The sequence below is a fragment of the Arthrobacter pullicola genome, assembly GCF_014836875.1.
Lineage (GTDB): Bacteria > Actinomycetota > Actinomycetes > Actinomycetales > Micrococcaceae > Arthrobacter_B > Arthrobacter_B pullicola.
In genome coordinates this window covers 334,740-359,275 of sequence record NZ_JACSQC010000001.1, presented here as the reverse complement: position 1 = coordinate 359,275, position 24,536 = coordinate 334,740, and the positions used below count along the sequence as shown (strand labels likewise).

Sequence of the window (24,536 nt, the reverse complement as noted above, 5' to 3'; positions counted from 1 at the left end):
ATCGTGCCCGCCTTCGCAGTGATGAGACTAACATCCACTGCCATTCGAAGGGAGCGGCTAGCCTAGGGGCTACCCGCAGGAAGGCACCGCATGAGCACGGAATTATGGACACCTATCAGTTCCCACGCCCACGAGCTGGGAGAAGGACTGCGCCGAACCCCGGACGGGGTCCGGTGGGTTGATCTGCTGAAGGGCGAAATGTACGTCTGGACTCCTGGCACCCAGGCGTCGCCCCTCTGCACGCACAAGCTCGGAAAGCCCCTCGGCATGGCCCAGGAGGACGCCGCCGGCCGTCTCCTGGCCATCGCCGGAACCGGCGTCGTCCAGCTTCTCGATGACGGTACGGACGTTCCGCTGGCGGACACCGGGCTCGATCCGGCACGCTACCGCGTCAACGACGGCGCGCTGGCACCTGACGGTTCTTTCTGGTTCGGCACGATGGTGCACAACGGCTCCGAACCGGACGGCGCGGTCTGGCGCTGGGATGCCACGGGCACCGGTCTCGATAAAATGCTGGGCGGCATCGATATCCCCAATGGCCCGGTCTTCCTGCCTGACGGGCGGGGCATGCTCATTGCCGATTCGGCAGCGGGCCGGATCCTCCGCTCCACGCTGGCGGATCCGGCGGACACGGGGGCCTTTGCCCAGACAGCGGACGGCTCCCCCGACGGAATGTACGTTGACGGCCGGAGCAGGGTCTGGAACGCAGTATGGGGCGCAGCCCGCCTGGACGTATACGCGCAGGACGCCACGCTCCTGGCAGGAATACCCCTGCCCGTGGTGCAGCCAACCAGCGTGCTGCTCACGGACGAACCGGATCCGTGGGTCCTGGTCACCAGCGCGGCAACGGGACTTTCCGATCCTGGTCCCTTCGACGGCTTCACGATCGCTGCGCCTTTCTCACGCGTGGCGCCTGGCCTGGGGCACTAACGGCGCGGCGCTGCCCCTGAGGTGGAACCGGCTAACCGTCCACAAAGCGCCGGCGTCCGGCCAGGGCGCCCATGACGGCGGCTGCGGCGCCGATAACCAGGAACATCAGCGCGGCCGGGGTGAAGGATCCAGTGGCCGTATGCAGGAGGCCGACCAGCAGGGTCCCGGAGGATCCCACGCCGTAACCTACGCACTGCATCATGCCGGACACCCGCGCCGCGGTTCCTGAATTCCGGGTGCGCAGCACGATCATGGTCAGTGCGAGTGCGGTCAGGCTGCCCTGCCCGACGCCGAGCATCACCGCCCAGAGCCACACCAGTTCCAGCGGACCAAGGATCACCAGGGCGAATCCGGTGCCGGTGAGCAGCGCGATCACAGCATTCAGCCAGCCCTGGCTCCGCAGCCGCGCAGCCAGGGGCGGTGCGAGGAAGGATCCCAGGACCTGCACCACGATGGAGCCGGCCACAACATAGCCGGCCGTTCCGCCGTCGATCCCCCGGTCGCGCAGGATCGGCGCCAGCCAGGCGAAAACGCTGAAGGACATCATGGCCTGCAGGGCCATAAAAGCAGTGATCTGCCAGGCCAGCGGTGAACCCCAGACCGAGGGGCCGGCCGCCGCTTGCCGGTCGACGCGGCTGGGACGGCGCCGCAGGGCCAGCGGCGCGAAGAGCAGGACGACGACGGCGGCCGGCAGCGCCCAGAAACCCAGCGCCGCCTGCCAGGAGCCGGTCGCCTCCAGCAGCGGGTGTGTGAGACCGGCGCCGAGCGCGGCAGCCGCGCAGATGGCACCGGTGTACAGCCCGCTCATCAGGCCCAGCCGGTGCTGGAAGTCCCGCTTGACGAGCGTGGGCAGCAGGACATTGACAACGCCGATTCCTGCGCCCGCCGCGATGGTTCCGGCCACCATCGAGGGGAATTCGCCGATTCCGCGGACAGCGAGCCCCGCTGTCAGAACTGCCATCGCGGCCAGGATAGTCCGTTCGGTTCCGAACCGCCGGGCCAGCGGCGGGGCGGCCGGGGCTGCGAGCCCGAGCAGCAGCACCGGCCCGGTGGTCAGCACCGTCACCAGGCCGGGAGGAATCCCTGATGCCGCGGTGATCTCCGGAAGGATCGCGGAAAAGCTGGAAAAGACGGTGCGGAGATTCAGCCCGACCAGCACGATGCAGATTCCGAGCAGGAGCAGCCCGCGCTTACCCGCAGGCGCCCCCGGGCCCGGTGTCCGGTCCGGCGCCGCCACCGCCACGGCCACGGCCACGGCAGTACTGTTCCCCATCTGGATCCGGTGTCCTTTCCGCAGGACGACGGTGCGCACCTACGGGACCACGGTAGGGGGACACTGTCCAGTGGACAAAACGGAGGTGCCCGGGGGTCCCTCCGGTAGAAGTCAGTTCATATAAGCAAAACCGATGAACTTGGACGGATATTACAGTTTTACAGTGGTTAGTGTGATCTCCATCATGGAGTGAGGTTCCGCGGGCTTTCCTGCGGATTGGCACTCTCAGGAGTTGAAATCATGTCTACGTCTCTCAATCCGCACGTGGTCACACTGGGGACCGCCGGCGGCCCGCGCTGGTGGACAGGCGAGAATGCCGGGCGCCGCAGCGGCATCGCCACCGCCGTTGTTGTTGGTGAGGCGGTGTACCTGGTCGATGCCGGTACCGGCGTGGGACGCCAGCTCGCCAGAGCCGGGCTGCCTATTTCCTCGCTCCGCGGCATTTTCCTGACCCACCTGCACTCCGACCACACCATTGACCTGGCCGGGCTGGCGGTCTTTGGCCTCTTCACGCTCGCGAAGGACCAGCAACCGATCAGAATCCTGGGCCCGGGCAACCGGGGGGCGCTTCCTCCCGCGTCGCCGCGGGCCGTGGTGCCGCCGTCGCCGGTTTTTCCGGGCCTGCCGACGCCGGGGACCGCGCAGATGTTCCACCACCTCATGCAGGCCTACGCCACGGATCTCAATGACAGGGTGATTGATGCCCTGCGTCCGTCGCCGCTGGACTACTTCACCGCCGGGGACATCGTTATCCCGGCCGAGGCTGGCTACCACCCCAACGACAATCCGACACCGGCGCAGATGGAGCCGTTCGAAATCTACCGCGATGATCTGGTCACCGTGACCGCCACTCTGGTGCAGCATCCGCCGATCGCACCGGCCTTCGCTTTCCGCTTCGATACGGCGGAGGGATCCGTGACTATCTCCGGCGACACGGCACCCTGCGAAAACCTGGTCCGGCTTGCCCAGGGAACTGAGCTGCTGCTGCACGAGGCGATCGATTTCGACTGGGTGCAGCGAGCCTACGGGGACACCGCTTCCGAGGAGGCCCAGGCCTCGATTGACCATCACCGCAAGTCCCACACGTCGCCAGCGCAAGCAGTGGAGATAGGCCACCGCGCCGGCGCGCGCACACTGGCACTGCACCACCTGGTGCCGGGAACCACGCCGGACGAAGTCTGGCGGTCGCATGGCAGCAGCTTCAGGGGCACCTTCCTGGTTCCGAATGACCTGGAAGTGATCCCCTTCTCCTCCTCCGGCTGGACGGCCACAGGAACATCCGCCACTGGCGCCGAAACGGCGGTCAGCCGATGAGCCAGGACACAGCGGCGCCCGGAACTTCCGCCGGGGGCCAGCCGGAAGATCAGTTGAAAATCCCCAGTCTGAACACCCCGGAGATGCGGCGCATCCTGGCCTCAAGTTTCATCGGCAGCGCCATCGAGTTCTACGACTTCATCCTGTACGCCACGGCGGCAGCCCTGGTCTTCAACAGCGTTTTCTTCGTGGACCTGGACCCGGCCGTGGGCATTCTCGCATCTTTTGCGACCCTGGCCGTGGGCTACGTTGCCCGCCCGCTGGGCGGCATTATCTTCGGGCATTTCGGTGACCGGCTTGGCCGCAAGGGTGTGCTGATCACCTCCATGCTGCTGATGGGTGTTGCCACCACCGTGATTGGCTTGCTGCCCACCACCGCCCAAATCGGGATGGCTGCCCCGGTGGCTTTGATCTGCCTGCGCGTCATCCAGGGACTCGCCGTCGGCGGTGAATGGGGCGGTGCCATGCTGATGGCACTCGAACATGCGCCCAAGGAACGCCGCGGCTTCGCCGCCAGCTTCGCGAACATGGGCGGGCCCGCCGGAGCTGTGATGGCTACCCTCGCGGTGTCCGCCGTGTCAGTTCTGCCGGACGAGCAGTTCCTGGCCTGGGGATGGCGGGTCCCGTTCCTGCTCAGCGTGGTGCTCATCGGCATAGGCCTGATCATCCGGCTGAAGGTCGCCGAATCCCCGCTGTTCCTGGCCCTCGAGGACAAGGCGGAGGAGAAGAAAATCCCCATTCTCGAGGTCCTGACCAAGTACCCGAAGAACGTCATTATGGGCACCCTGGTTGGGATGAGCTCCTATACGGTGCAGGGGCTGATGACGGTGTGGGCCGTCTCCTATGTCGTTGAGACCGCCGGCATGGACCGCACCAGCGTGCTCAACATCAAGGCCGTGGGTGCAGCTCTGACAGTCGTGGCCATCTGGTTCGCTGCCAGGTACTGCGACAGGATTGGCCGCCGCCCGGTGATGCTGATCGGCATCACCGCCGGCGCTTTGCTGGCCTTCCCCATCATGTGGATGTTGGATGCCGGGGAGCTGTGGCTGTTCGCAATCGGATTGTTCCTGGCCAATGGCGTTATTCAGGGCACGATCTTCGGTCCATTTGGCGCGTTCACCGCCGAGCTGTTCCCCACCCGGGTGCGCTACACCGGCGCTTCCCTGGTGTACCAGCTCTCCTCCACACTCGGAGCCGGCTTCACACCCATGATCGCCACGGGCCTGGTGCTGGTAGCCGGGGGCGAACTCTGGCTGGTGGCCGTGGCGTGGTGCGGTGCGTTCATCCTCGCCGGGCTGTGCCTGCTCGGGGTGAAAGAGGGCAAGGACCAGGACCTCACTGCGGAGGACCTGTAGTCCTTCCGGGTGTCTGCCCGGCAGCTGCCGCATCACCCGCAGCGGCTTCCGGTCCGGCCACGGGGCTGCCGGCACTGTCTCCGGCAGTGCCCGCCTCCGCACAGAAATCGAGGAAAGCCCGCAGGCGGAGGCTGGGCCGCGTGACGCTGGCATAGGCAACGCAAATGTCGCTGTGACCCACCGTCCCGTCGATTTCCACCGTTGCCAGGGGCAGGCCGTCGTAGCTGGTGTTCACCGGCGGCCGCTGCACCAGCACGGTGTAGCCAAGGCCGCGGGCCACCATGCCGCGGACTGCCTCAAAGCTGGAGGACCTCCAGGCAATTTTCGGATCCAGCCCGGACAGCCGGAGGTTCACCAACTGGTTATCCCGGACCGAGGGAATGTCCAGGGAGACAAAGTCCTCAGTGGCAAGCTCCGCCAGCCGAATGCTCTTCCGTGAGGCGAGCGGGTGGCCTGCCGCGAGGAGCACATAGGGCCGGCCGACCTTCACCGTCCGCGCCTGCACTCCGGGCAGGAGGTGGCGGGTGTGGGTCAGTACTGCATCCAGGGATCCTTCCTGCATGCGGTGCTGCAGCTGCACCGCTTCACCCTCCTCCATGGTGACGTCCAGCCGGGGATTGGGTTTGATGAACCGTTCGCTGATCACAGGAACCCAGAACGCCGCCAGCGTGCTGTAGCAGCCGATCGCCAGCGGACCCACCAGCCCCTGCTGGCGCTCGATAATACTGTTCTGCACTTCACCGGCATGGCGGACCAGGCCCCGGACGTCGGCCAGGAACTGCTGCCCTACACCGGTTAGCACCACCCCGCGGGAGCGGTGCCGGACGACTAGCTGGGCTCCGACAACCCGCTCCAGATCCGACAGTGCCTGCGACATCGCCGCCTGGGAGATGTGGCTGGCCGTTGCCGCGGCAGAAATTGAGCTGTGATCGGCGACAGCAACGAAATACTGGATCTGTTTGAGGGTGAATTTGACCACTCAGCCAGCGTACAAGCGCCGCGGCGTCTTCTGCCGGGACCACACGGCGGGCAGTACGGCCAGGATGCCGACGACAGCGGCGGCGGTAAAGGCCGGCGTCGGACTATCTTCCCGGAACAAGGCTCCCAGCACCGCTGAGCCGGCTGCCTGTCCGATGGCGAGGGCTATGAACAGGACCACCGTTCCGGCGGAGGCCTGGTCCGGGACCGCGCGGACCGCCCAGACGATGAGGACACCGCTCATCGCGGTATAACCTCCGCCGAAGAGTGCGGCTGCGGCAAAAGCAGCCACCGGGGTCCCCGGCGCGACGCCCAGGAGGAAGGTCGCGGCGGCCATGGCCAGCACCGTCCCGGTCCAGGCTGTTCGCACGCTGGCGGCCTGGACCAGCTTGCCCGCGAAGGCGCCCAGTACGCCGAATGCTCCCAAAACCATCCACGCCGTGACGGAGTGCATCTGTGTGCCGCTGCCCGCTCCGGCGATGACGGTGCGGCCAAAAGTCCAGACGGCCGCGCTGGAGGCACCGGCCAGGAGGGCCGCGGCCAGCGGCTTGCCCAGCGGTTTGGCCAGCGCAGCCAGGCGCCCAAACCGCAGCCGCGGCGGATCGGCTGTTCCTGATTCTCCTTCGGCCGGTCCGGGAGAAGACCGGTCGGAACGGAGGACGGCGGCGGCTGATAGGGCGGAGAGGACGGCGATTCCTGCCCAGCCAAGCCGCCACTGTCCCGCTGTGAGGATCAATAGGACACCGGCGGCCACGATTCCGGCCCCAGTTCCGGCGTTCACGACCGTCTGTGCGCTTTCCTGCCGTGCGGCAGCGATGTTCCGCTCGATCAGCCTGACCAGTCCTGGTGTCGCGAACCCGGCTCCGCCCCCGGCAATCACCACGCCGGCGGCGAGGATCCCGGCATTCGGTGCGGCAGCAACTCCCGCTGCTCCGAGGGCCGCCGTGGCACCGGCGCAGGCGACGACGAGGCGTGGGCAGGCGCCCAGGCGCGCTGCGGCAGCGGCAGTGACGCAGTAGGACAGGAAACTGCCAGCTTGGATTGCCCCGGAGAGGGATGGCGACAGGTCAAAAGCCTCGGTAAACCGCGGCAGGAAGAAGCCGAAGCCAAAGCGCGCCAGCCCATATGTGGCCGCGATCAGGGCCATCCCGCTGATCACCAGGTTTCGCACGGCTGACCTCCCAGACTTCGACGAACAGAACGCTCGTTACAGTACAACAGAACTACCGTTCTGGAACAGGGGTGACTAGGGTTAGGACATGACCACCGTCCAGCGACCATCGGCGCGCACCCGGCTGCTCCAGGCAGCCGACCGGGTGCTGTTCACCAACGGCATCCGGGCCACACCCGTCGATGACCTGCTGCGGCAGGCCGAAGTCTCCACTGCCACCTTGTACGCACAGTTCGGCAGCAAGGACGGCCTGCTGGCCGAGGCCCTGCGTCTCCGCCTCGCCGATTGGCGGTCCGTCTGGGACGAGTGCATCATCTCCGCAGGTGACGATCAGGGGCGGCTGCTCGCTGTTTTTGATGCCCTCGAGGTCTACCGCGGGCGCCGGCTCCCGGCTGCACGCTGGTGCGCCTTCCTGGCCACGGCAACCGAGCTTCCCGATGCCCCGGGGGAAATTGGCGACGTCGTCACCGCGGAAACCGCCCTGCTCAGCGAGCGCCTCCGGCACCTCGCCCGCCCCCTGGCCGGCCCCCGGGCCGCGGAACTGGCGGACGACGTCGTGCTGGCCTATAACGGGACCCTGGCTGCATTCCTCCGCGGCACCCCGGCCTCACCCATCGAAACCGGCCGCCGTCTAGCCCGTGCAGCGGTCGGGGTTTACGAGACCGCTTAGCCCTGCTGCCGTGGTGGTGGAAAATTTAGGTCCTGGGATTCTGAACGCCACCCGGGAGGTGACCCATGCCGATCCCCCATCGAATCGCCGTCGTTGTGGGCAGCACCCGCCCCGCCCGGATCTGCCCCGTGGTGGCCGCCTGGGCGCAGGCCGAACTGCAGGCAGGCAGCCCGCTTCACTACGAGCTGCTGGACCTGGCGGAGGTGGACCTGCCGCTGCTCGATGAACCGCTCAAAGCCGCGCTGCAGGACTACCGGCACGAGCACACCCGGCAATGGAGCCGCCGGGTCTCGGACTTCAACGGGTTCCTGTTTGTCTTCCCCCAGTACAACTGGGGCTACCCGGCCGTGCTGAAGAACGCCCTGGACTACTTATATGTGGAGTGGCGGGACAAGCCGGCGAGCGTCTTTACCTACGGGACCCGCGGCGGAAACAAGGGCGCCCAGCAGCTGATCACCGTCCTGCACGGTCTCCACATGGCCGTGCTCCAAAGCCATGTGGAGGCCGTGATCACTGACGACGACGTCGACGAAGACTGGCAGCTGACCGCTCCGGAGGCGACCCTGCGCCCTGCGCTGCCGCAGCTGCGCAGGGTCGACGAGGATTTCCTGGGAGTCCTGACCGACGGGCAGTGAGGCTGGCCCGGGGAGGGCGGCGTTGGCGCCCCGCTCCCGGCTAGGCGAAAACCACCAAAGCGTAGACGCCGAACACCGCCAGGTGGGCGGCCCCGTGCATGGCCGTGGTCCTCTTCGCTGCGAAGGTGGTGACGGACAGCAGCAGGCTCACGCCCAGCAGCAGCAGGTTGGCGGGTGATTCGCCAAGCACTACGGTCTGGCCGGTCAGGGCGCCGATGATCAGGACCGCCGGAATGGTCAGGCCGACCGTTGAGACGAGGGCGCCGTGGCACAGGTTGCTGACCCGCTGGACTTCCCCCTTCAGCGCGGCCCGGACGGACGTGATCGATTCGGGCAGGAACACAATCATCGCGATCAGGATTCCGGCCAGCGCTGCCGGCGCGCCAACCCGTCCCAATCCGTCATCCAGCAGTGCGGCCATGTCGTGCGAAAGCAGCACGATCGGCAGGACGGTCACCACCAGCACCCCAACGCGCAGCAGGAGTTCGGTCCGGTGCCCGGCGATGACCAGCATGACTCCAGGGCGGGCACTGCCGTCAGCCGAGCCCGTTTCACAGGCCGCCCCGGCCTGATCCGGGATCCTGGTGACTTCCCGGAAGTCATCTGCCTGCCGGCCCATTTGCCGGACCAGGAAGAACACATAGAGGGCAAGGGTCAGGATGATGATCGGAACCGCCTGCCCCGGGGTGTAGGACCCGTCGTTGCCGATGAGCGCCGGCAGGGCCAGAGCCAGCGAGGACAAAACAACCAGCAGGGAAAGGTAGGCCGAGGTGCCGGTGCGGTTGTGCCGCATCCCGCCATGCCTGAGACCTCCCACAAGCAGGGACAGGCCGATGACGGCGTTGAGGATGATCATGGACACGGCCATCACCGAGTCGCGGGCAATGGTGGCATGCTCACCCGGGCCCAGCATCACGGCCGCGATCAGGATGACCTCGATCATCACGATCGACAGTGTCAGGATCAGCGAACCGTAGGGGTCGCCAAGGCGGCGGGCCAGGTGCTCGGCCTCGTGGACGACGCCGAAGGCGCAGACCAGGATGACACCGACAATGATGACGAGGGCGATGATGAGCACCGGGACCGCAACGGGCGGTTCGAGCAGGGGTCCGGCGATCATCAGGCCAAGGAACGTGCCCCAGCCAAGCACAATGCGCAGGAGGGCGGCGGGGGTGATGATGGAGCGGGGATGAGCGTGGCTCACAGCAGCGTCCTGTTCAACGGGGTCGTCCCCGTATCAAAGGAAATGAGCGGGTCGTCCCGCCCATCAAGTTCGCGGCTGCTGTCCAGTGGTACCGGTATCCGGTGTGGCGGCCGGACAGCCCGTGGCTGCTTCCAATTATAGCCAACCCCGCGGGTATCTCCCGGACGCGGCCAATGCCGGCACCGTCGAAAAAGGTGACGGGAACCACGTGATTAGCAGCTCCGGCAAGGGTACTGTAGAGTTCTAAATACGACGCGGGGTGGAGCAGTTCGGTAGCTCGCTGGGCTCATAACCCAGAGGTCGCAAGTTCAAATCTTGCCCCCGCAACCAGTATGAAAGTGGTCCTGATCCGGCATTAGCCGGATCGGGACCATTTTTTTGCCCAAAACTCCAACGGATCCGGCTCACTGAAGCGCCCTCGTGCCTGCGGCTGCAAAGCACCCCGAATTAGGAAGTCACGAACGAAGAGATATGACACAGGCATTAAGGGCCTGCATCCGTCATTGACTATTATCAGCGGTGAACTGATGGGTTCTTTGTTGCTCACCAGTAAGGCTATTCAGCGGTGCAAGAGTGCGCTTCCACTTGACAAGTGCGTCCATTCACCCCGCAGGAAGTAAGGACAGTTTTGGAAACCACTCTGAACCGCCGGCTCGGGGTGCCTGGCATCGTCTTGATGGTCATCGCCGCCGCGGCACCGATTACCGTAGTCGCAGCAAATTTCCCCATCATCATTACTGTTTCGGGGTCAATCGCGGTTCCGCTCATGGCACTCACCGCAATGGTGATTCTGCTGCTTTTCTCCGTCGGATTCTCCTGGATGACACCCCATGTGCCCGATGCAGGCGCCTTCTACTCCTATGTCGACCGCGGCTTGGGCCGGCGGGCAGGCCTGGGTACCGCCGGAATAGCACTGTTCGCGTATGTGCTGCTGACTGTCTCCATGACCTGTTACCTCGGCGTGCAGGCGGGCAACCTGATCCATCTGTGGACCGGAATTGCGCTGCCATGGTGGTTGATCTCTGCCGTAATGCTGATCATCGTAGGACTCCTTGGTTACCGCGACATCAATCTTTCCGCGAAGGTCCTCGGTATTGTCCTGGTCCTGGAAGTCGTCGCCGTACTGGCTATTGATCTTGGCGTGCTCTTTTCCGGACGGGAACTGACTTCCACCCCGTTTAGCCCGGTGGAAGCTATGTCGGGAGCACCGGGGCTGGGCGTGCTTTTCGTGTTCCTGGGATTCTTCGGCTTCGAGGCCACTGCCGTGTTCCGCAACGAAGCCCGCGATCCGGAGCGCACCATTCCGCGCGCAACCTACATTGCCGTTCTCTCGATCGGAGCTCTGTACGCGCTTTCGTCCTGGCTGGTTATCAGCGGACTCGGTGAAGACAACGCGGTTACTGCCTCCAGCGAAAACCCGGACCAGGTGGTGATCGGCTTGGCTGGGCAGGTAGTTGCTCCGATCATGGCCGACATCGTCCAGGCGCTGGTGGTCACGAGCATGTTCGCCTGCATGCTGGCGTTCCACAACATCGTGACCCGGTACCTGTTTACCCTCGGCCAGCGGGGCGTGCTGCCCGGAAGCCTGGCCCAGGTGCACCGCCGGCACCATGCCCCTTCCCGGGCATCGCTGTGGGTAAGCGCGGTGACATCGGCGGTTGTGGTTGTTTCGGCCGCCGCACAACTGGATCCGGTGCTTCAGATCTACACCTGGTACTCGGGAGCGGGTGCAATCGGCGTCATCGTTATGATGGCCCTGACCAGCTTCGCAGTCGTGGCTTTTGGGTCGAAAACCAGAAAATCCGCCGGCCAGTCGCCATCCGTGCTGGTCACCGCCTCCGCAGTGACCGGCGGGATTGGCCTGCTGCTGGTCCTGGCGCTCTCGATCTGGAACTTCCCGCTTCTTGTGGGCGGCAGCATCGCGGCCGTTGTCTGGGGAGCCGCCCTGGTGATCGTCTTTGCCGCCGCCGCGTCGCTGCCCCGCCGGGCCGGCGTGGCAGCTGCTGCGGAGGACCAGGCTGTCCTCGAGCGGCAGCCGTAGGACGTCTGTAACCCGCTATCTGAGCGCGCAACTGTCCTCAAACGAGCAAACACAGCGGAATGCGGCCGCTAATCCACCAGCTCCGACTGGGTTTCGATAAAGTCCCAATCCCCGACGCCGAGGATGGGGTCGATGACCGGCCCACCAGCCTCGGCTATCCGGTCCTGGATTTTGGACGGAATTCCGTCGTGGCGGAGGTTCTCCCGAAGCCATTGCTTGGCCGTGGTATCTAGATACGGCCACCACCGTTCGATCCTGATGGGTTGCACGGCAGCCCCCTTTCCTTCGCGGTAGGTCCACCGTGCCACCGGCCCCTCAGGGGCGCAAGGGGGGCACTGAAGACGGTGCCGGACAGGCGGGGTTCGGCCTACGGGCGAACGGTGATGCTCTCGATGGCGGCGCGCGCCTGCACGGCCAGGCTGTCCGGAATCGGTGCACTCTTGGCGGCTTCGGCGGAGGCCTGCTGGCCTTCCTCACTCACCACGTACTGCCCGAACGTCTTCACCAGCTCAGCGGTGTCAGCATCTTCATAGCTGCTGCAGAAGATCTGATAGGAGATCAGCACCAGCGGGTAGGCTCCGGGCGCGGTGGTGGTGCGGTCCAGATGCAGCGCAATGTCATGTTCGCCACGGCCTTGGACCCGGGTAGCCTGCTCGACGGCGATCGAGGCTGCTTCCGCGCTGATCGGCACGTACTCTTCGCCAACCTTGAGATTGACCGTTCCCAGGGAATCGTCGACGACCGAGTCGTCCGAGTAGGCAACGGCACCTTCTGTCCGGGTCACGGTGCTGATCACACCGGCGCTGCCCTGCGCATTTTCGCCGCCCAGTCCGCCGGGCCAGGATCCGGAGGGATCATTGGGCCATTCCTCCGGGGCGGCCTCGTGCAGGTATTCAGTGAAGTTCTCGGTGGTGCCGGAATCATCCGCGCGGCTGACGGCGGTGATCCGCGTCTGCGGCAGCTCCACACCCGGGTTCTGGGCGGCGATGACGGGATCATTCCAGAATTCGATCTCGCCGCGGAACAACTTGGCAATGGTTGCGGCGTCCATGTTCAGCGAATCGATGCCCGGCAGGTTGAAGGCCACGGCAATGGGGGAAATGTAGGCAGGAATATCCAGCGCGCCGTCGGGGCCGCAGGTCTCACGTGCCTCACCAAGTTCCTCGTCCTGCAGGTATGCGTCCGAGCCGGCGAAGTTCACGGCACCGGCCAGCAGCGCGTTGCGCCCGGCGCCCGAGCCGTCCGGGGAGTACTGCACCTGCACCTTGGGGTGCAGTACGCGGAAACCGCCGATCCATGCATCCATGGCCGGGCCCTGCGCCGTCGAACCGGAGCCGGAGATAATTCCGGAAAGAGTGGATGTGCTGTTTTCCGCTGCCTCACGCTGTTCCTCACCCAATGGATAGTCGGAGCCGCAGGCTGAGAGCGCAAGCACTGCGGCGGCTGCGGCTGCCAGGGTACGAAGCGGACGGGAAGTGCGCACGTTGGTGGGCTCCTTTGGGGAAATGGCATCGGGCGTCCGGGTGGCTGTGCATTGTGCACAGCGCTTCCCCTTCGCAACTTCAAGGCTAGCCGCCGATTAGTCTTCACCGCCAACTGGGAGCGTCCACCGCCCTTGGCTCTCCGGTTCCAGGGTGGGAGGATGATCCGCACCGCGGACCACAGCTGCAGAACGCATGCGGCACTGCCCGGTCCGCCAGGGTCCCAGCCCCGAGGGGGTTGCAGTGCTGATTGCCGCCGCCGTGTTCACTTTGGTTGCCGCCGCCGTCCACTTTTACTTCTTTGTGCTCGAGTCACTGCGCTGGACTGCTCCCGAAACCATGGACGCGTATGGAATCACGTCGCCGCAGGACGCCGAGGCAACGCAGCCGCTGGCCTACACCCAGGGTTTCTACAATTTATTCCTTGGCGTGGGTGCCGTCCTGGGCGTGCTGCTGCTCGGCGTGAGCAATCCGGTGGCGGGACTGACCCTCATGAGCTTTTCCACTGCCTGCATGGCTCTGGCGGCGGTGGTGCTGCTGGCCGGGAAATGGCCCCTGGGCCGGATCGCCCTGATCCGCGGGATCCCCGCCCTGCTCGCCCTGTTACTGACCTTGCTGGGGTCCTAGGCGCCGGCCTGCGCGGGCAGCGGAGCGCCGTCGTACGCGTGGTCCGTCCAGAGATGGAAGAGGGCATAGGCGCGCCAGGGCCTCCATGGTTCAGCCAGGTCTTCCGCTTCCCGCGCCGTGGCGACGCCGAGGGCGCGCCGCAGGATCAGGTCGCCGGGAACAAACGCATCCCTGTCCCCGCCGGCCCGGACAGCCAGGTAGTCCGCGGTCCAAGGGCCGATGCCCGGCAGCGCCAGCAGCGCCGCCCGCGGACCGCTCCCCACGTCGAGTCCGCCAGCGGCGGCAGCAGCCAGGGCCTGGATGGTCCGGGACCTGGCTCCCGTGATCCGGACGGCGGTCTGCAGCTCTCCGGCGGGAACCTCCGCCAAGGCTGATGCGGAGGGGAAGAGCCGGAACCCCCCGGGACCAGGGGTGCCGTACGCGGAAACCAGCCGGGCGCCGAAGGTCCTGGCAGCGGCGAGGGAGACCTGCTGGCCCAGCACGGTCAGCACAGCGGTTTCGAACGGATTCACGGCTCCGGGAATCCGCAGGCCGGGGTGCCGGGCCACCAGCGGGGCCAGGCGCGGACAGCCCGCCAGGAAGCCGTCCACCGCGGACGTGTCTGCATCCAGGTCCAGCCAGCGGCGAAGCAGGGCTACGCACGCGGCATCACCCGAGGGGGTACCGCCGTCAAACCGCACGGTCACTCCCTCCGCGGAACCGAACTCCACCGTGGCCAGCACCGGTCCGTCCGGGGACGGCAGCAGCCGGGTCAAGGCGGCACCTGCCGCGGTGCCTTCCACGGATTCAAGTCCAGGAACTGCGTGTGCGGCCAAGCTGCGGACCAGGGGTTGCCAGGGGAACGGCCCGCCGGCTTCCAGCAGGTGGGTCCGGCCGGCCTTCTGCACTGCCTGCGCCGCCGGGATTCGGGGGACGCTTACTTCCGGACCGCTCATTCCAACCCGGTCATGCGGAGGGTGATGTTGATCCGCCCGTGGGGCAGGCCGGTTTCCGGGTCCGCCGTGCCGGGCAACGTCTTGGGCACGCCGTGATAGGCGAAGCGTGACGGGCCGCCAAACACGAACAGGTCCCCGGAGACCAGCTCCAGATCGGTGTAAGGCTTGGTGCGGGTCTGTGTATTCCCGAAACGGAATATACAGCTGTCACCGATGCTGAGGGAGACCACCGGGGCACTGGACTTCTCATCCTTGTCCTGATGCATGCCCATGTGGGCACCGTCGGCGTAGTAGTTGATCAGGGCCGTGTCCGGGGTGTAGTCCTCCGGGTCAAAGATCTCCGGAGCGTAGCCAGCCTGTCCCTCGGCGAAGTAGGCGGTGCGGAGCGCGTCGCGTCCCAGGTGGATGAGCCAGTCCGGAACCTCGGCCACCCGGCCGCCGCCGGCGTCGTCCGCTGTGCGGGTGTATTTGTACGGCTGCCAGTGCCAGCCCAGGCAGACCGTCTGGACCGACATTTTGTGTCCGCCGGGGAGGACGGCGGAGCGCATCGGCACCGGGCCGATCGCCCAGGCCCGGCAGGCCTCCACGATGCTGCGCTGCTGGGCGGTATCCAGCCAGCCGGGAACATGGACGGCACCGGCGGACGGAGCGGAACGTTCCCGCGGGAAAAGCTGCCCGGTCATGCGGCGGCTTCCATCTGCAGCAGGGTGCGCTTGGCGTCGCTGCCGCCGAGGTAGTTGCCGATTTTGCCGTCCGAGCGCACCACCCGGTGGCAGGGAACCACCACGGGCAGTGGATTCCGGGCGCAGGCTGTACCGGCGGCGCGGACCGCGCCGGGGTTCCCGGCCAGGGCAGCGAGGGCCGCGTAGCTGGCGGTGGCGCCGTAGCCGATGTCGGAGAGGTGCTCGACGACGGTGCGGCGGAAGCCGGTGGCCAGGCGGAAATCCAGCGGCAGATCGAACTGCTGCCGGGTGCCCGCGAAATACTCTTGCAGCTGGCGGACCGGCTCGGCCAGGCGCTCCGGAGCGGCGAGGATGCGTGGACTGATCCGGGCGGCGAGCTGCTCCAGGACGGCGTCGTGGCCTTCAACGCCAAACCCCACCCGGACCAGTCCGGCCGGGGTCGCGGCAAGCAGCAGGTCGCCGACGGGTGAGCCGATCACGGTGTAGGCGACGTCCAGCAGGTCCTGCTGTTCAGCTTCGGCCGCGAGCCGGGCCTGCAGCCGGGCCAGGGCTTCGTCTTCACCGGCGGCCAAGGCAGCTTCCAGCCCGGCGTCCAGTGCGGTGTCCGTGTGCGCGGTCATCGGAGCTCCTCTCCATCCATGGTTCTCAGTTTCTTCAGGCCGTCCGCGGCGGAGCGGCGGACGGCTGCCTCGGTACCGCCCAGCAGCACGGCCACTTCGGCAAAGGGCAGCCCGGCAAGGTGGTGGTAGGCAAGGGCTTCGCGCTGGCGCTGCGGCAGGGTCCGCAGGGCGGCCCACAGTCCGTCGTGCTCACCGGGACCCGGCATCTCTGTGCTCCTGCCGTCGTCGCTCCCGGGCTCGGGGAGTTCAGGCACCAGCACCGGGCGGCGGGCCGTGGCACGGTGGACGTCTATGGCCTTGCGTTTGGCTATGGTCACCAGCCAGGCCTGGACATTGGCTCCAGCCGGCAGCTCCGGGTAGGCGCGCAGGGCAGCGAGGAACGTCTCGGACCAGGCGTCCTCGGCGTCGTTGGGTCCCAGGACAGCCCGGCACACGCGCAGCACCACGGCTCCGTGTTCCCTGACGATCGCTTCGAACGGTTTCACTTCCACATACTGTAGACGCGCGGCAGCAGGGTTTTGTGAGGTTCCGGATTAGCCCAAGCCCGCGTGCGGCAGTGGCGACCAGCCGAAGCCGGCGCGCGGTCCCGTGACGAACCCTCCGGCGGCATCGGGCCCTGCAGGCTCCTGACCCTCCGCCTCAGGACCTGCGCCGAGCAGGCTGCGGGTCAGGGCTTCACGCTGTCCCGAGAGGCTTTCCGCCGCACCGAGCAGGTGCGCGTCGGCGGGGTCCTCCCCCGCTTCCGCCGCCGCCAGGACAGCGCGGCGCACCAGTTCCTTGGCGAACGACGCCGTTGCCCCCTCTGTTTGTTCCGCCACCTGTGCCAGGGCGGCCGCGGAGAACGTGCCGGCCGGTGCATACAGTTCCAGCAATCGGGCGCGGTCGGCGGCATCCGGCAGGGGAATTTCGACGGCGAGGTCCACCCGGCCGGGCCGCTGCGCCAGGGCCCGTTCCAGGACGTCCACCCGGTTGGTGGTCATGATGAACGAGACATCCGCATCGGCGTCGAGTCCGTCCAGGGCATCGAGGACTTCGAACAGCAGCGGCTGAGGCCCGTGGCCCATGCTGCGGTCTTCGGCTATCAGGTCAATGTCCTCGAGCACCACCAGGGACGGAGCCATGGCCCGGGCAAGTTTCGCGGCATGGGAGACAGCGCCGAGGGAACCGCCGGAGAGGAGCACCGCCGTCGTGCCGGGAGTTTCACTGAGCAGGTGTCTGACGGTATGGGTCTTCCCGGTGCCGGGCGGACCGTAGAGCAGGACACCGCGCTTGAGGTGCTGGCCGGCTGCCTTCAACTGGCTGCGGTGCCCGGCGATGCCGATGACGTGGCTGCGGACCCGCTCCAGCACGCCGTCGGGCAGGATCACTTCGCTGATGGGAAGTAAGGGCCTGGAGAGGAACGTGACGCCGGCGCCGTTTTGGCCATAGGGGTCAAACCCCAGCGACACCACCTGGCCACGCAGGACGCTGTTGGTCCGCAGGTCTTCCTGGACGGCAGCCAGCACGGCGGCTGCCGCGGAACGGTCCGCTGCCATCACCGCGATGCTCGCGTCCGGACTGCCGGTCTGCGGATCCCCGTTGCGCTGCATTACGGCAACGGGAATCCCGCGGTGGCGGAAGAGCCGGATACCCAGGGCCAGGGCTTCGCGGCTCTCCCCGGGACCGATGGGGACGTTCACATAGTCCGGCTGGCCCACCGGAACGTTGCTGTAACCGTCCTCCTGCACTACATCGGAGAGGGTCAGGTGCCGGCGCTGCTGGCCGCCGCCCATGCCAATCAGCTCATTGTCCGGGTCCGCCGCAGCCAGCCGTTCCAGCGCGATGTCCAGGTCCGCGAACCGGTGGAACGGGATTGTCTCGGCCACGATCGGCACGTCCTGGGCCGGGCAGCCCAAATGGCGGCTGATGGCATCCCGCAGCCGCTCCCGGTCCGGGGACTGGAAGCGCTGCTGCTGGGCGAGGTCGATTGCGGCGCTGAAGCTGGCCAGGAAGTCCGCGAGGTTCTTCTCCATGGGCGCCGACCCTATCAGCGGAAGGCGCCCGTTCCGGTGAGGGCGCGGCCCAGGATCAAGGCGTTGATGTCATGGGTCCCCTCGTAGGAGTAGACCGCCTCGGCGTCCGCATGGAAACGGGCGACGTCGGTGTCCAGGGTGATGCCGTTGCCGCCCACCACTTCGCGGGCCAATGCCACGGTTTCCCGCATCGCGGTGCAGGTGAACATCTTGGCCATGGCTGAGTCCTCATCCCGGAAGATGCCCTCTTCCTGGCGCTGGGTCAGCCGGACCACCATGCCCAGTGAGGCCGTGACGTTGGCTGCCATGGTGGCGAGTTTCTGCTGGGTGAGCTGGAAGGAGGCCAGTGGCCGGCCGAACTGCTGCCGTTCCAGGGTGTAGCGCAGGGCCGCCTCGTAGGCGCCGGCCTGCAGCCCGCAGGCGATCCACGCGACGTCGGAACGCAGCCGGCGCATCAGCGCGGCGACGTCCTTGAACGAGTTGATGTTACTGAGCCGGGCGGTATCGGGCACCCGGACGGCCCGGAGTTCGATGTCGGCGTTCTGCATCATCCGCAGGGAGGTCTTGCGCAGGATTTTACTCATCGAGACGCCGGGGGTTTCGCGCGGAACGAGGAAGGCTTTGACCTGCCCGTCGGCTTCATCCCGGGCGAAGACCGCCAGCACGTCGGCGGTGAAGGCCCCGCCGATCCAGCGCTTGGCGCCGTTGATCACCCAGTTATCACCCTCGCGCCGGGCGGAGGTTTCCAGGCCGCCGGCTATGTCCGAGCCGTGGTCCGGTTCGGTCAGGGCGAAGACGCCGGTGTACTCGAAGGAGCGGATCTTGGGATCCAGGTCCACCGCCTGTTCCGGGCTGCCGCCTTCCAGAACGGTGGTGCGGAACAGGCCGGACTGGGCGTTGTAGAACGTGGCCACAGACGCATCGGTGCGGGCCAGCTCAAAGTTCCGGAAGCCGGTGTACAGCCCGGAGGTGCGTCCCTGGCTGTCGGTGGCGCCCTCGGGTGCCATGAGGTTCAGGTCCACCAGCGGCTGGCGGATCTGGTACGGGAATTCCCCGGCTTCCCAGTACTCTCCCAGCAGCGGGGCGACCTGCTTATCCAGCACGGTCCGCAGCTGGCCCAGCGCTGCCAGTTCCGGGGCGCTGAGCAGTTCGGAGTAGCCGTAGCGGTCCGAGGGGTAGAACGCTGCTGCATCTCCGGCACTCACCCGGGCGCTCATGAGCCCAGTCCCAGCAGACGCACGGCGTTTTCCTTGAGGATCTTGGGCCGCACCGCGTCCTTCAACGGCAGGTCCGCGAACGCACTCATCCACTTCTGCGGGGTGATCAAGGGGTAATCGGTGCCGAAGAGCACCTTGTCCTGCAGGACGGAGTTGGAGAGCTTCACCAGCGATTCCGGGAAGTACTTGGGCGACCAGCCGGACAGGTCGATGAAGACATTCGATTTGTGTGTGGCGATCGAGTTGGCTTCGTCCTGCCACGGCACCGACGGGTGCGCCATGATGATCTGGAACTGCGGGAAATCCGCGGCAACCTCATCCAGCAGCAGCGGGTTCGAGTAGCCCAGCTTGATTCCGGACCCGCCGGGCGTACCGGCACCCATGCCGTTCTGCCCGGTATGGAAGACCGCCGGCAGGCCGAGCTGCTGCAGGGCTTCCCACAGCGGGTAATACCGTTGGTCCGAGGGATTGAATCCCTGCAGGCTTGGGTGGAACTTGAACCCACGGACCCCGTAGTCCTCAACCAGCTGTTTCGCCCGGTCGATGGCGTCGGCACCGGTAAGCGGATCCACAGACCCAAACGGGATCAGCACGTCATTGTTCCGGGCTGCGCCCTCGGCAATCTCCTCGATGCTGTTCGGCTCGTGCTTCAACCGGGTCCGGGCGTCCACAGTGAATACCACGGCAGCCATGTTCAGTTCACGATAGGTCGCCGCGATCGCGTCCAGCGACGGCGTCCGCTCCTCGGCCTTGAAGTACTTGCTCGAGGCGTCCATCAGGTCCTGCGGCAGCGAAACGTGTCCGTGCCCGTCGATTTCGATATGCACATGCATGTCGATCGCGGTCAACGAGGCAACATCCAGGCCCAACTCGTAGCGTGTGGATGCCATGGCTACTTCGCCACCGCTTCGGGCTGGAGTTCGGCGGGCAGCGGCGGGAACTTCTCCCCCACACCCTGCAGGCTGCCGGCGAACGGGAACGCGGCCGCGAGATCCTGATAGGTCCACCCGCCGTCCCGGTACTCCGAGGCAACAGCTTCGGGATGGGACCACAGCTGCAGCCGGTCCCCGCCCACACCAAGGGCCTGTCCGGTGATCCCGGCAGCATCCTCCGAGGCCAGGAACGCGATCAGCCCGGCAACATCCTCCGCCGTGCCAAAGCCCAGCTCCTTGCGGAAGAAGTCCGGCATCGCCTCACCGCGCTCCTCGGCCTCAACCGCGGCAGCGAAGTACGGGACGGTCTTGGTCATCGCCGTCGCGGCGACCGGAATCACGGCGTTCGCGGTCACGCCGGCCTTCTTCATCTCCAGCGCCCAGGTGCGGACCATGCCCACGATCCCGGCCTTCGCCGCAGCGTAGTTGGTCTGCCCGAAGTTCCCGCGCTGCCCGGTCGGGGAACCGATCGTGATGATCCGGCCCGCCACATTGTTTTCCTTGAAGTACGCGTATGCCTCCCGGACACAGGTGAACGTGCCGCGCAGGTGCACGTTGATCACCAGGTCAAAGTCCTCGTCCGTCATCTTCAGCAGCGACTTATCCCGCAGCACCCCGGCGTTGGTCACCAGGATGTCCAGGCCGCCGAAGTTCTCCACCGCAGCAGCCACCAGGGCCTTGGCCGTCTCGGTCGACCCGACCGGAGCCACCACCGCAACCGCGCGGCCGCCGTCGGCCTTAATCACCGCTACCGCTTCCTCGGCAACGGCCGAATCGACGTCGTTCACCACTACCGCTGCGCCCTGCCGGGCCAGCTCCCGGGCGTAGGCCAGGCCCAGCCCCCGCCCGCTGCCGGTAACAATCGCGGTTTTGCCGTCCAAGGACATGGTGGCTCCTTTTCTGCCGGCAGTGCCGGGCGCCGTTGACCTGCTCTTTTGCTCCATCCTTGCCGGAATGGTTGAAAAAGTCAACGGTTTAAGAGTGCACCTATCCCTGGCGCAGCGCCTCAGTTCGCTTGTCTTCCTCTTCTACGGAATCTGCTGCCTGCACCAGAGCTGTGATCTCCGCCAATGGCCCCCACGCCCCTTCCTCGGAGTTGGAAACCAGCGCCAATGTCACATCCGCGCCGGGATAATAGCCCAGGAGGGCACTGGCCCCGGCATTGATGCCGTCTTTATAAATCAGACCCGCCTGCCCTTCCGCATCCAGCCGGAAGACCAGCCCAAAGCCGTAGTGGAGCTCTCCGGCATCGAGGTCCGAGTGCTTGACCTGCGGAGTCAGGAACGCGGCAGTGGACTCGGCGGAGAGCAGCCTGCCGGCCCGGACAGCGTCCAGGAAACGGACCAGGTCTGCGGAAGTCGAATGGGCGCCGCCATCCGGGGACCCGATCGGCGGATAGCTGAAAATATTCTGCCGCCAGGAAGTTACCTGGCCACTGTCATCACGGATCGGGTCCCAGCCCTCGGCGACGTTCGGCACAGCTTCCTGCATGGAGAAGAATCCCGAATCGTGCATGCCCGCTGCTGCGAACACATGTTCCCGGACGTAATCCCGGTAGTTCGTGCCGGTCACCTTTTCCACTGCCAGCCCGGCCAGGACGTAGCCGCAGTTGCAGTAGCGGCACCCGGTGCCCGGGGCAAAGTTCGGCTCCTTGTGCACGAACTGCGGCAGGAAGTCTGCGGTTTTGGTGACTGAATAGGTGGGACGGTCCACCCACAGGTCTTCGTAGGACTCGCCGGCCTCCTCGTCGGCATCGTCCCCGATGCCCGAGGTATGAGTCAGGAGCTGGCGCATCGTTATCGCCGGGTCTACCCGGGTGCCGCCTAGTTCGACGAACTCTCCAACCGGGGAGCCGAGGTCAAGGGTCCCGGCATCCACCTGCTGCAGCACGGCCACAGAGGTGAACAGCTTGGTAACGGACGCGACGTCGAACCGTGTTCCCAGGGAAACCGGCACGCCCCAGCGGCGGGAAGCCACGCCGTAGGACCCTTCGTGAAGAACGCTGCCCGCACGCGAGAGCTGGATGGTGCCGGAAAACTCCTCCCGGGCCACAGCGTTCCGAAGGATCAGGTCCACGGCTTGGGCATCAATGTCTTGGAACATGGCCCCAACACTAGTGCGCAGCACCTATCCCGGCTGCAGCACCCGGAAGCGCAGGTGGATGCCACCGGCAAAGGCCTCCGTCTCCAGCCGCTCCAGATTGACCGGACGCTCGAGCCCGCTGAACAGGGAGATGCCCCGGCCCAGCAGGATTGGCACCACATGCAGCTGGATTTCGTCGACGATCCCGAGTTCGAGGCACTGCCGGGAGATGCTGCCGCCCAGCAGTGCCACTGCCCTCGCCCCCGCCGCGGTCCGGGCCCGCTCGACGGCCTGCGGGAGATCGTCCAGGAAGGCGTAGGTGATGCCGTCCTTTTCGATGGGGCCGCGGGGCGAGTGGGTCATCAGGAACACCGGGACTTTCAGCATTCCCCCGTAGGGTTCTTCCCCCGGTTCGATCGTCTGGGTTTTATTCGCGCCGCCCACCACGGCACCGATCTCCCGGACCACGCGGTTCACCAGCGCGGTGTCCGCCTCCACCGACTCGGCGTCGAACATCCAGTCGACGCCGCCGTCGCTGTCCGCCATAAAACCGTCCACGGTCACCGTTGCGTGAATCAGGACTTTTCCCATGGTTCCGCCCGCCTCTTTGCAGTTTCCCGGGCCTGGCCGTGAAGTTCAGGCCCGGACGCGGGGGTTCAGGCTATTTCTAACGCGCAGGCGGGTACCCGCGCCAGAGCCAGGACACCGGTCAGCCGCCGAGCTCCCCCGAAAGCCGGCCCTGCAGGGACAGCGAAGAGTCATTCAGGCCAATGATCCGGACGGTTTTGCCGCGGCTGCGGTACTTTTCGGTGATGGAATCCAGCGCCGCGACGGTGGAGGCATCCCAGACATGCGAGCCGCTCATGTCGATCACCACGTCTGCCGGGTCCAGGGCGTACTCGAACTGGGTATAAAGGTCGTTCGAGGAGGCAAAGAACAGCTCGCCCCGCACCGCATAGGTGACCGCGGCGCCGTCGTCGGCCACCGTCCGCTGCACGGTGACGAAGTGCGCCACGCGCCGGGCAAACAGGACCATCGCCACCAGGACACCGATGCCGACGCCGATTGCCAGGTTGTGCGTGAGCACGGTGGCGACGACGGTGGTCACCATCACCACGGTTTCCGACCGGGGCATCCGGCGCAGCGTGGACGGGCGGATGCTGTGCCAGTCGAACGCGGCCCAGGCCACGAAGATCATCACCGCAACCAGCGCCGCCATGGGAATCAGCGCCACGATGTCGCCCAGCACCACCACCAGGATCAGCAGGAAAACTCCGGCCAGGAACGTGGAGATCCGGGTCCGGGCGCCGGAGGCCTTCACATTCATCATGGTCTGCCCGACGACGGCGCAGCCGCCCATCCCGCCGAAGAACCCGGTGACGATGTTGGCGATGCCCTGCCCGGCGGCCTCGCGAGGCTTGGAGGAGCGGGTGTCGGTGATGTCGTCCACCAGCTTGGCAGTCAGCAGCGATTCGAGCAGGCCCACGAACGCCATCGCCACGGCGAAGGGCGCAATGATCTGCAGGGTTTCCAGGGTCAGCGGAACCTCGGGGAAAAGCAGGGCCGGCAGGCTGTCCGGCAGTTCCCCCTTGTCCCCCACCGTCGGGACGTTCCAGCCGGCGGCGACGGCGGCAGCCGTGAGCAGGACGATCGCCACCAGCGGTGCGGGCACCGCCGTCGTCAGCCGGGGCAGCAGGAACACAATCAGCAGCCCGACGGCGACGATCGGGTAGACCAGCCACGGCACCCCGATCAGTTCGGGCAGCTGGGAGGAGAACACCAGGATGGCCAGGGCGTTCACGAAGCCAACCATCACGGAGCGCGGAATGAACCGCATCAGCTTGGCGACGCCGGCGAGCGCGAGCAGGATCTGGAAAATCCCAGCCAGGATCACGGTTGGCACCAGGTATTCCACGCCGTGGCTGGCAACTACCGGGGCAATGACCAGCGCCACGGCTCCGGTGGCCGCGGAAACCATAGCTGGCCGCCCGCCCACGAACGCAATGGTCACGGCCATGGTGAAGGAGGCGAACAAGCCCATCCGCGGGTCGACGCCGGCGATCACCGAGAAGGCGATGGCCTCCGGGATCAGGGCCAGCGCGACCACCAGTCCGGCCAGCACCTCGGTTTTCAGCAGCCGCGGCGAGCGCAGGGTGGAGAGAACGGTTTGCGGGGCGGAGTGCGCTGGAACGGGAGTCGGGGCAGGTAGGGACAAGGCGGTTTCCATTCGGGTGTGCGGGGGCATTCGGCGGCCGGGGCGGAATGCCGGGGGCCGTGCGACGAATCCGGTTCCAGAATACCGGCGCGGTGTCCCCTCAAGGGAAGTCCAGCCGCTGGCCGAGACGCGGTCCGGAGCGTAGTTCGGTCCGGCATGGC

The 24,536-nt window shown here is 66.4% G+C and carries 24 protein-coding genes and 1 tRNA gene; 8 read left to right on the top strand and 17 right to left on the bottom strand.

What is annotated here, in order from left to right; genetic code table 11:
- The first annotated feature begins 90 nt into the window (after positions 1-90).
- On the top strand, positions 91-930 hold the full coding sequence (locus H9638_RS01725; RefSeq protein WP_191745450.1) for an SMP-30/gluconolactonase/LRE family protein: 840 nt from the start codon (positions 91-93) through the stop codon (positions 928-930).
- Positions 931-961: 31 nt separating this feature from the next.
- On the opposite strand, the gene H9638_RS01720 is transcribed toward H9638_RS01725, so the two are convergent.
- Entirely contained in the window at positions 962-2,203 is a 1,242-nt protein-coding gene (locus H9638_RS01720) for an MFS transporter (protein ID WP_191745449.1), read from the bottom strand.
- A 240-nt stretch (positions 2,204-2,443) separates the two neighbouring features.
- On the opposite strand from H9638_RS01720, the gene H9638_RS01715 reads away from it, so the two are divergent.
- Both H9638_RS01715 and H9638_RS01710 read left to right on the top strand, forming a co-directional pair.
- The gene (locus H9638_RS01715; protein ID WP_191745448.1) at positions 2,444-3,517 is read left to right on the top strand and encodes an MBL fold metallo-hydrolase; all 1,074 of its coding nucleotides are present in this window, start codon (positions 2,444-2,446) and stop codon (positions 3,515-3,517) included.
- Positions 3,518-3,570: 53 nt separating this feature from the next.
- Positions 3,571-4,872, top strand: a complete 1,302-nt coding sequence (locus H9638_RS01710; RefSeq protein WP_225216871.1) for an MFS transporter — start codon at positions 3,571-3,573, stop codon at positions 4,870-4,872.
- On the opposite strand, the gene H9638_RS01705 is transcribed toward H9638_RS01710, so the two are convergent.
- Positions 4,853-5,851, bottom strand: a complete 999-nt coding sequence (locus tag H9638_RS01705) for a LysR family transcriptional regulator (protein WP_191745446.1) — start codon at positions 5,849-5,851, stop codon at positions 4,853-4,855. The genes H9638_RS01710 and H9638_RS01705 overlap by 20 nt on opposite strands.
- Complete coding sequence (locus tag H9638_RS01700) at positions 5,852-7,021, bottom strand: MFS transporter (RefSeq protein WP_318241745.1); 1,170 nt, start codon at positions 7,019-7,021, stop codon at positions 5,852-5,854.
- 88 nt (positions 7,022-7,109) lie between these two features.
- Between H9638_RS01700 and H9638_RS01695 the strand changes: the two genes are divergently transcribed.
- Together H9638_RS01695 and H9638_RS01690 are read left to right on the top strand one after the other, a co-directional pair.
- Complete coding sequence (locus H9638_RS01695; protein WP_191745445.1) at positions 7,110-7,691, top strand: TetR/AcrR family transcriptional regulator; 582 nt, start codon at positions 7,110-7,112, stop codon at positions 7,689-7,691.
- 65 nt (positions 7,692-7,756) lie between these two features.
- The gene (locus H9638_RS01690; protein WP_191745444.1) at positions 7,757-8,326 is read left to right on the top strand and encodes an NADPH-dependent FMN reductase; all 570 of its coding nucleotides are present in this window, start codon (positions 7,757-7,759) and stop codon (positions 8,324-8,326) included.
- 40 nt (positions 8,327-8,366) lie between these two features.
- Here H9638_RS01690 and H9638_RS01685 read toward each other — a convergent pair whose 3' ends face one another.
- Entirely contained in the window at positions 8,367-9,530 is a 1,164-nt protein-coding gene (locus tag H9638_RS01685) for a calcium:proton antiporter (protein ID WP_318241744.1), read from the bottom strand.
- Between the two features lie 253 nt (positions 9,531-9,783).
- On the opposite strand from H9638_RS01685, the gene H9638_RS01680 reads away from it, so the two are divergent.
- Positions 9,784-9,860 (top strand) — tRNA-Met (locus H9638_RS01680).
- 298 nt (positions 9,861-10,158) lie between these two features.
- Positions 10,159-11,571, top strand: coding sequence for an APC family permease (locus H9638_RS01675; RefSeq protein WP_191745443.1), 1,413 nt, complete (start codon positions 10,159-10,161; stop codon positions 11,569-11,571).
- A gap of 68 nt (positions 11,572-11,639) precedes the next feature.
- On the opposite strand, the gene H9638_RS01670 is transcribed toward H9638_RS01675, so the two are convergent.
- Both H9638_RS01670 and pstS read right to left on the bottom strand, forming a co-directional pair.
- Positions 11,640-11,840 carry a hypothetical protein gene (locus H9638_RS01670; RefSeq protein ID WP_225216870.1) on the bottom strand — a complete coding sequence of 67 codons (201 nt, stop codon included), beginning with the start codon at positions 11,838-11,840 and terminating at the stop codon, positions 11,640-11,642.
- A gap of 98 nt (positions 11,841-11,938) precedes the next feature.
- Positions 11,939-13,054: a phosphate ABC transporter substrate-binding protein PstS gene (gene pstS, locus H9638_RS01665; RefSeq protein ID WP_191745442.1), complete on the bottom strand. Its 1,116-nt coding sequence runs from the start codon at positions 13,052-13,054 to the stop codon at positions 11,939-11,941.
- Positions 13,055-13,295: 241 nt separating this feature from the next.
- Here pstS and H9638_RS01660 point away from each other — a divergent pair, with 241 nt between their 5' ends.
- A complete protein-coding gene (locus H9638_RS01660) occupies positions 13,296-13,679 on the top strand; it encodes a DUF1304 domain-containing protein (protein WP_191745441.1) in 384 nt (127 codons plus the stop codon).
- Here H9638_RS01660 and H9638_RS01655 read toward each other — a convergent pair.
- From H9638_RS01655 to H9638_RS01605, 11 genes are all read right to left on the bottom strand, one after another.
- Positions 13,676-14,614, bottom strand: a complete 939-nt coding sequence (locus tag H9638_RS01655) for a DNA-3-methyladenine glycosylase family protein (RefSeq protein ID WP_191745440.1) — start codon at positions 14,612-14,614, stop codon at positions 13,676-13,678. The genes H9638_RS01660 and H9638_RS01655 overlap by 4 nt on opposite strands.
- Complete coding sequence (locus H9638_RS01650; protein ID WP_191745439.1) at positions 14,611-15,297, bottom strand: alpha-ketoglutarate-dependent dioxygenase AlkB family protein; 687 nt, start codon at positions 15,295-15,297, stop codon at positions 14,611-14,613. The genes H9638_RS01655 and H9638_RS01650 overlap by 4 nt, the downstream gene beginning before the upstream one ends.
- Positions 15,294-15,917, bottom strand: coding sequence for a methylated-DNA--[protein]-cysteine S-methyltransferase (locus tag H9638_RS01645; protein ID WP_191745438.1), 624 nt, complete (start codon positions 15,915-15,917; stop codon positions 15,294-15,296). The genes H9638_RS01650 and H9638_RS01645 overlap by 4 nt, the downstream gene beginning before the upstream one ends.
- Positions 15,914-16,402: an RNA polymerase sigma factor gene (locus H9638_RS01640; RefSeq protein ID WP_404799618.1), complete on the bottom strand. Its 489-nt coding sequence runs from the start codon at positions 16,400-16,402 to the stop codon at positions 15,914-15,916. Before H9638_RS01640 ends, H9638_RS01645 begins: the two co-directional genes overlap by 4 nt.
- Positions 16,403-16,450: 48 nt before the next feature.
- The gene (locus H9638_RS01635; RefSeq protein ID WP_191745436.1) at positions 16,451-17,929 is read right to left on the bottom strand and encodes an AAA family ATPase; all 1,479 of its coding nucleotides are present in this window, start codon (positions 17,927-17,929) and stop codon (positions 16,451-16,453) included.
- Positions 17,930-17,943: 14 nt separating this feature from the next.
- A complete protein-coding gene (locus H9638_RS01630) occupies positions 17,944-19,146 on the bottom strand; it encodes an acyl-CoA dehydrogenase family protein (RefSeq protein WP_191745435.1) in 1,203 nt (400 codons plus the stop codon).
- Positions 19,143-20,036, bottom strand: coding sequence for an amidohydrolase family protein (locus tag H9638_RS01625; RefSeq protein ID WP_191745434.1), 894 nt, complete (start codon positions 20,034-20,036; stop codon positions 19,143-19,145). Before H9638_RS01625 ends, H9638_RS01630 begins: the two co-directional genes overlap by 4 nt.
- 2 nt (positions 20,037-20,038) lie before the next feature.
- Positions 20,039-20,965, bottom strand: a complete 927-nt coding sequence (locus H9638_RS01620) for an SDR family NAD(P)-dependent oxidoreductase (protein WP_191745433.1) — start codon at positions 20,963-20,965, stop codon at positions 20,039-20,041.
- A gap of 100 nt (positions 20,966-21,065) precedes the next feature.
- Complete coding sequence (locus H9638_RS01615; RefSeq protein WP_191745432.1) at positions 21,066-22,181, bottom strand: serine hydrolase domain-containing protein; 1,116 nt, start codon at positions 22,179-22,181, stop codon at positions 21,066-21,068.
- A gap of 24 nt (positions 22,182-22,205) precedes the next feature.
- Positions 22,206-22,751 carry a dihydrofolate reductase family protein gene (locus tag H9638_RS01610; RefSeq protein ID WP_191745431.1) on the bottom strand — a complete coding sequence of 182 codons (546 nt, stop codon included), beginning with the start codon at positions 22,749-22,751 and terminating at the stop codon, positions 22,206-22,208.
- Positions 22,752-22,869: 118 nt separating this feature from the next.
- The gene (locus H9638_RS01605) at positions 22,870-24,387 is read right to left on the bottom strand and encodes a SulP family inorganic anion transporter (protein WP_191745430.1); all 1,518 of its coding nucleotides are present in this window, start codon (positions 24,385-24,387) and stop codon (positions 22,870-22,872) included.
- Positions 24,388-24,536 lie beyond the last annotated feature (149 nt).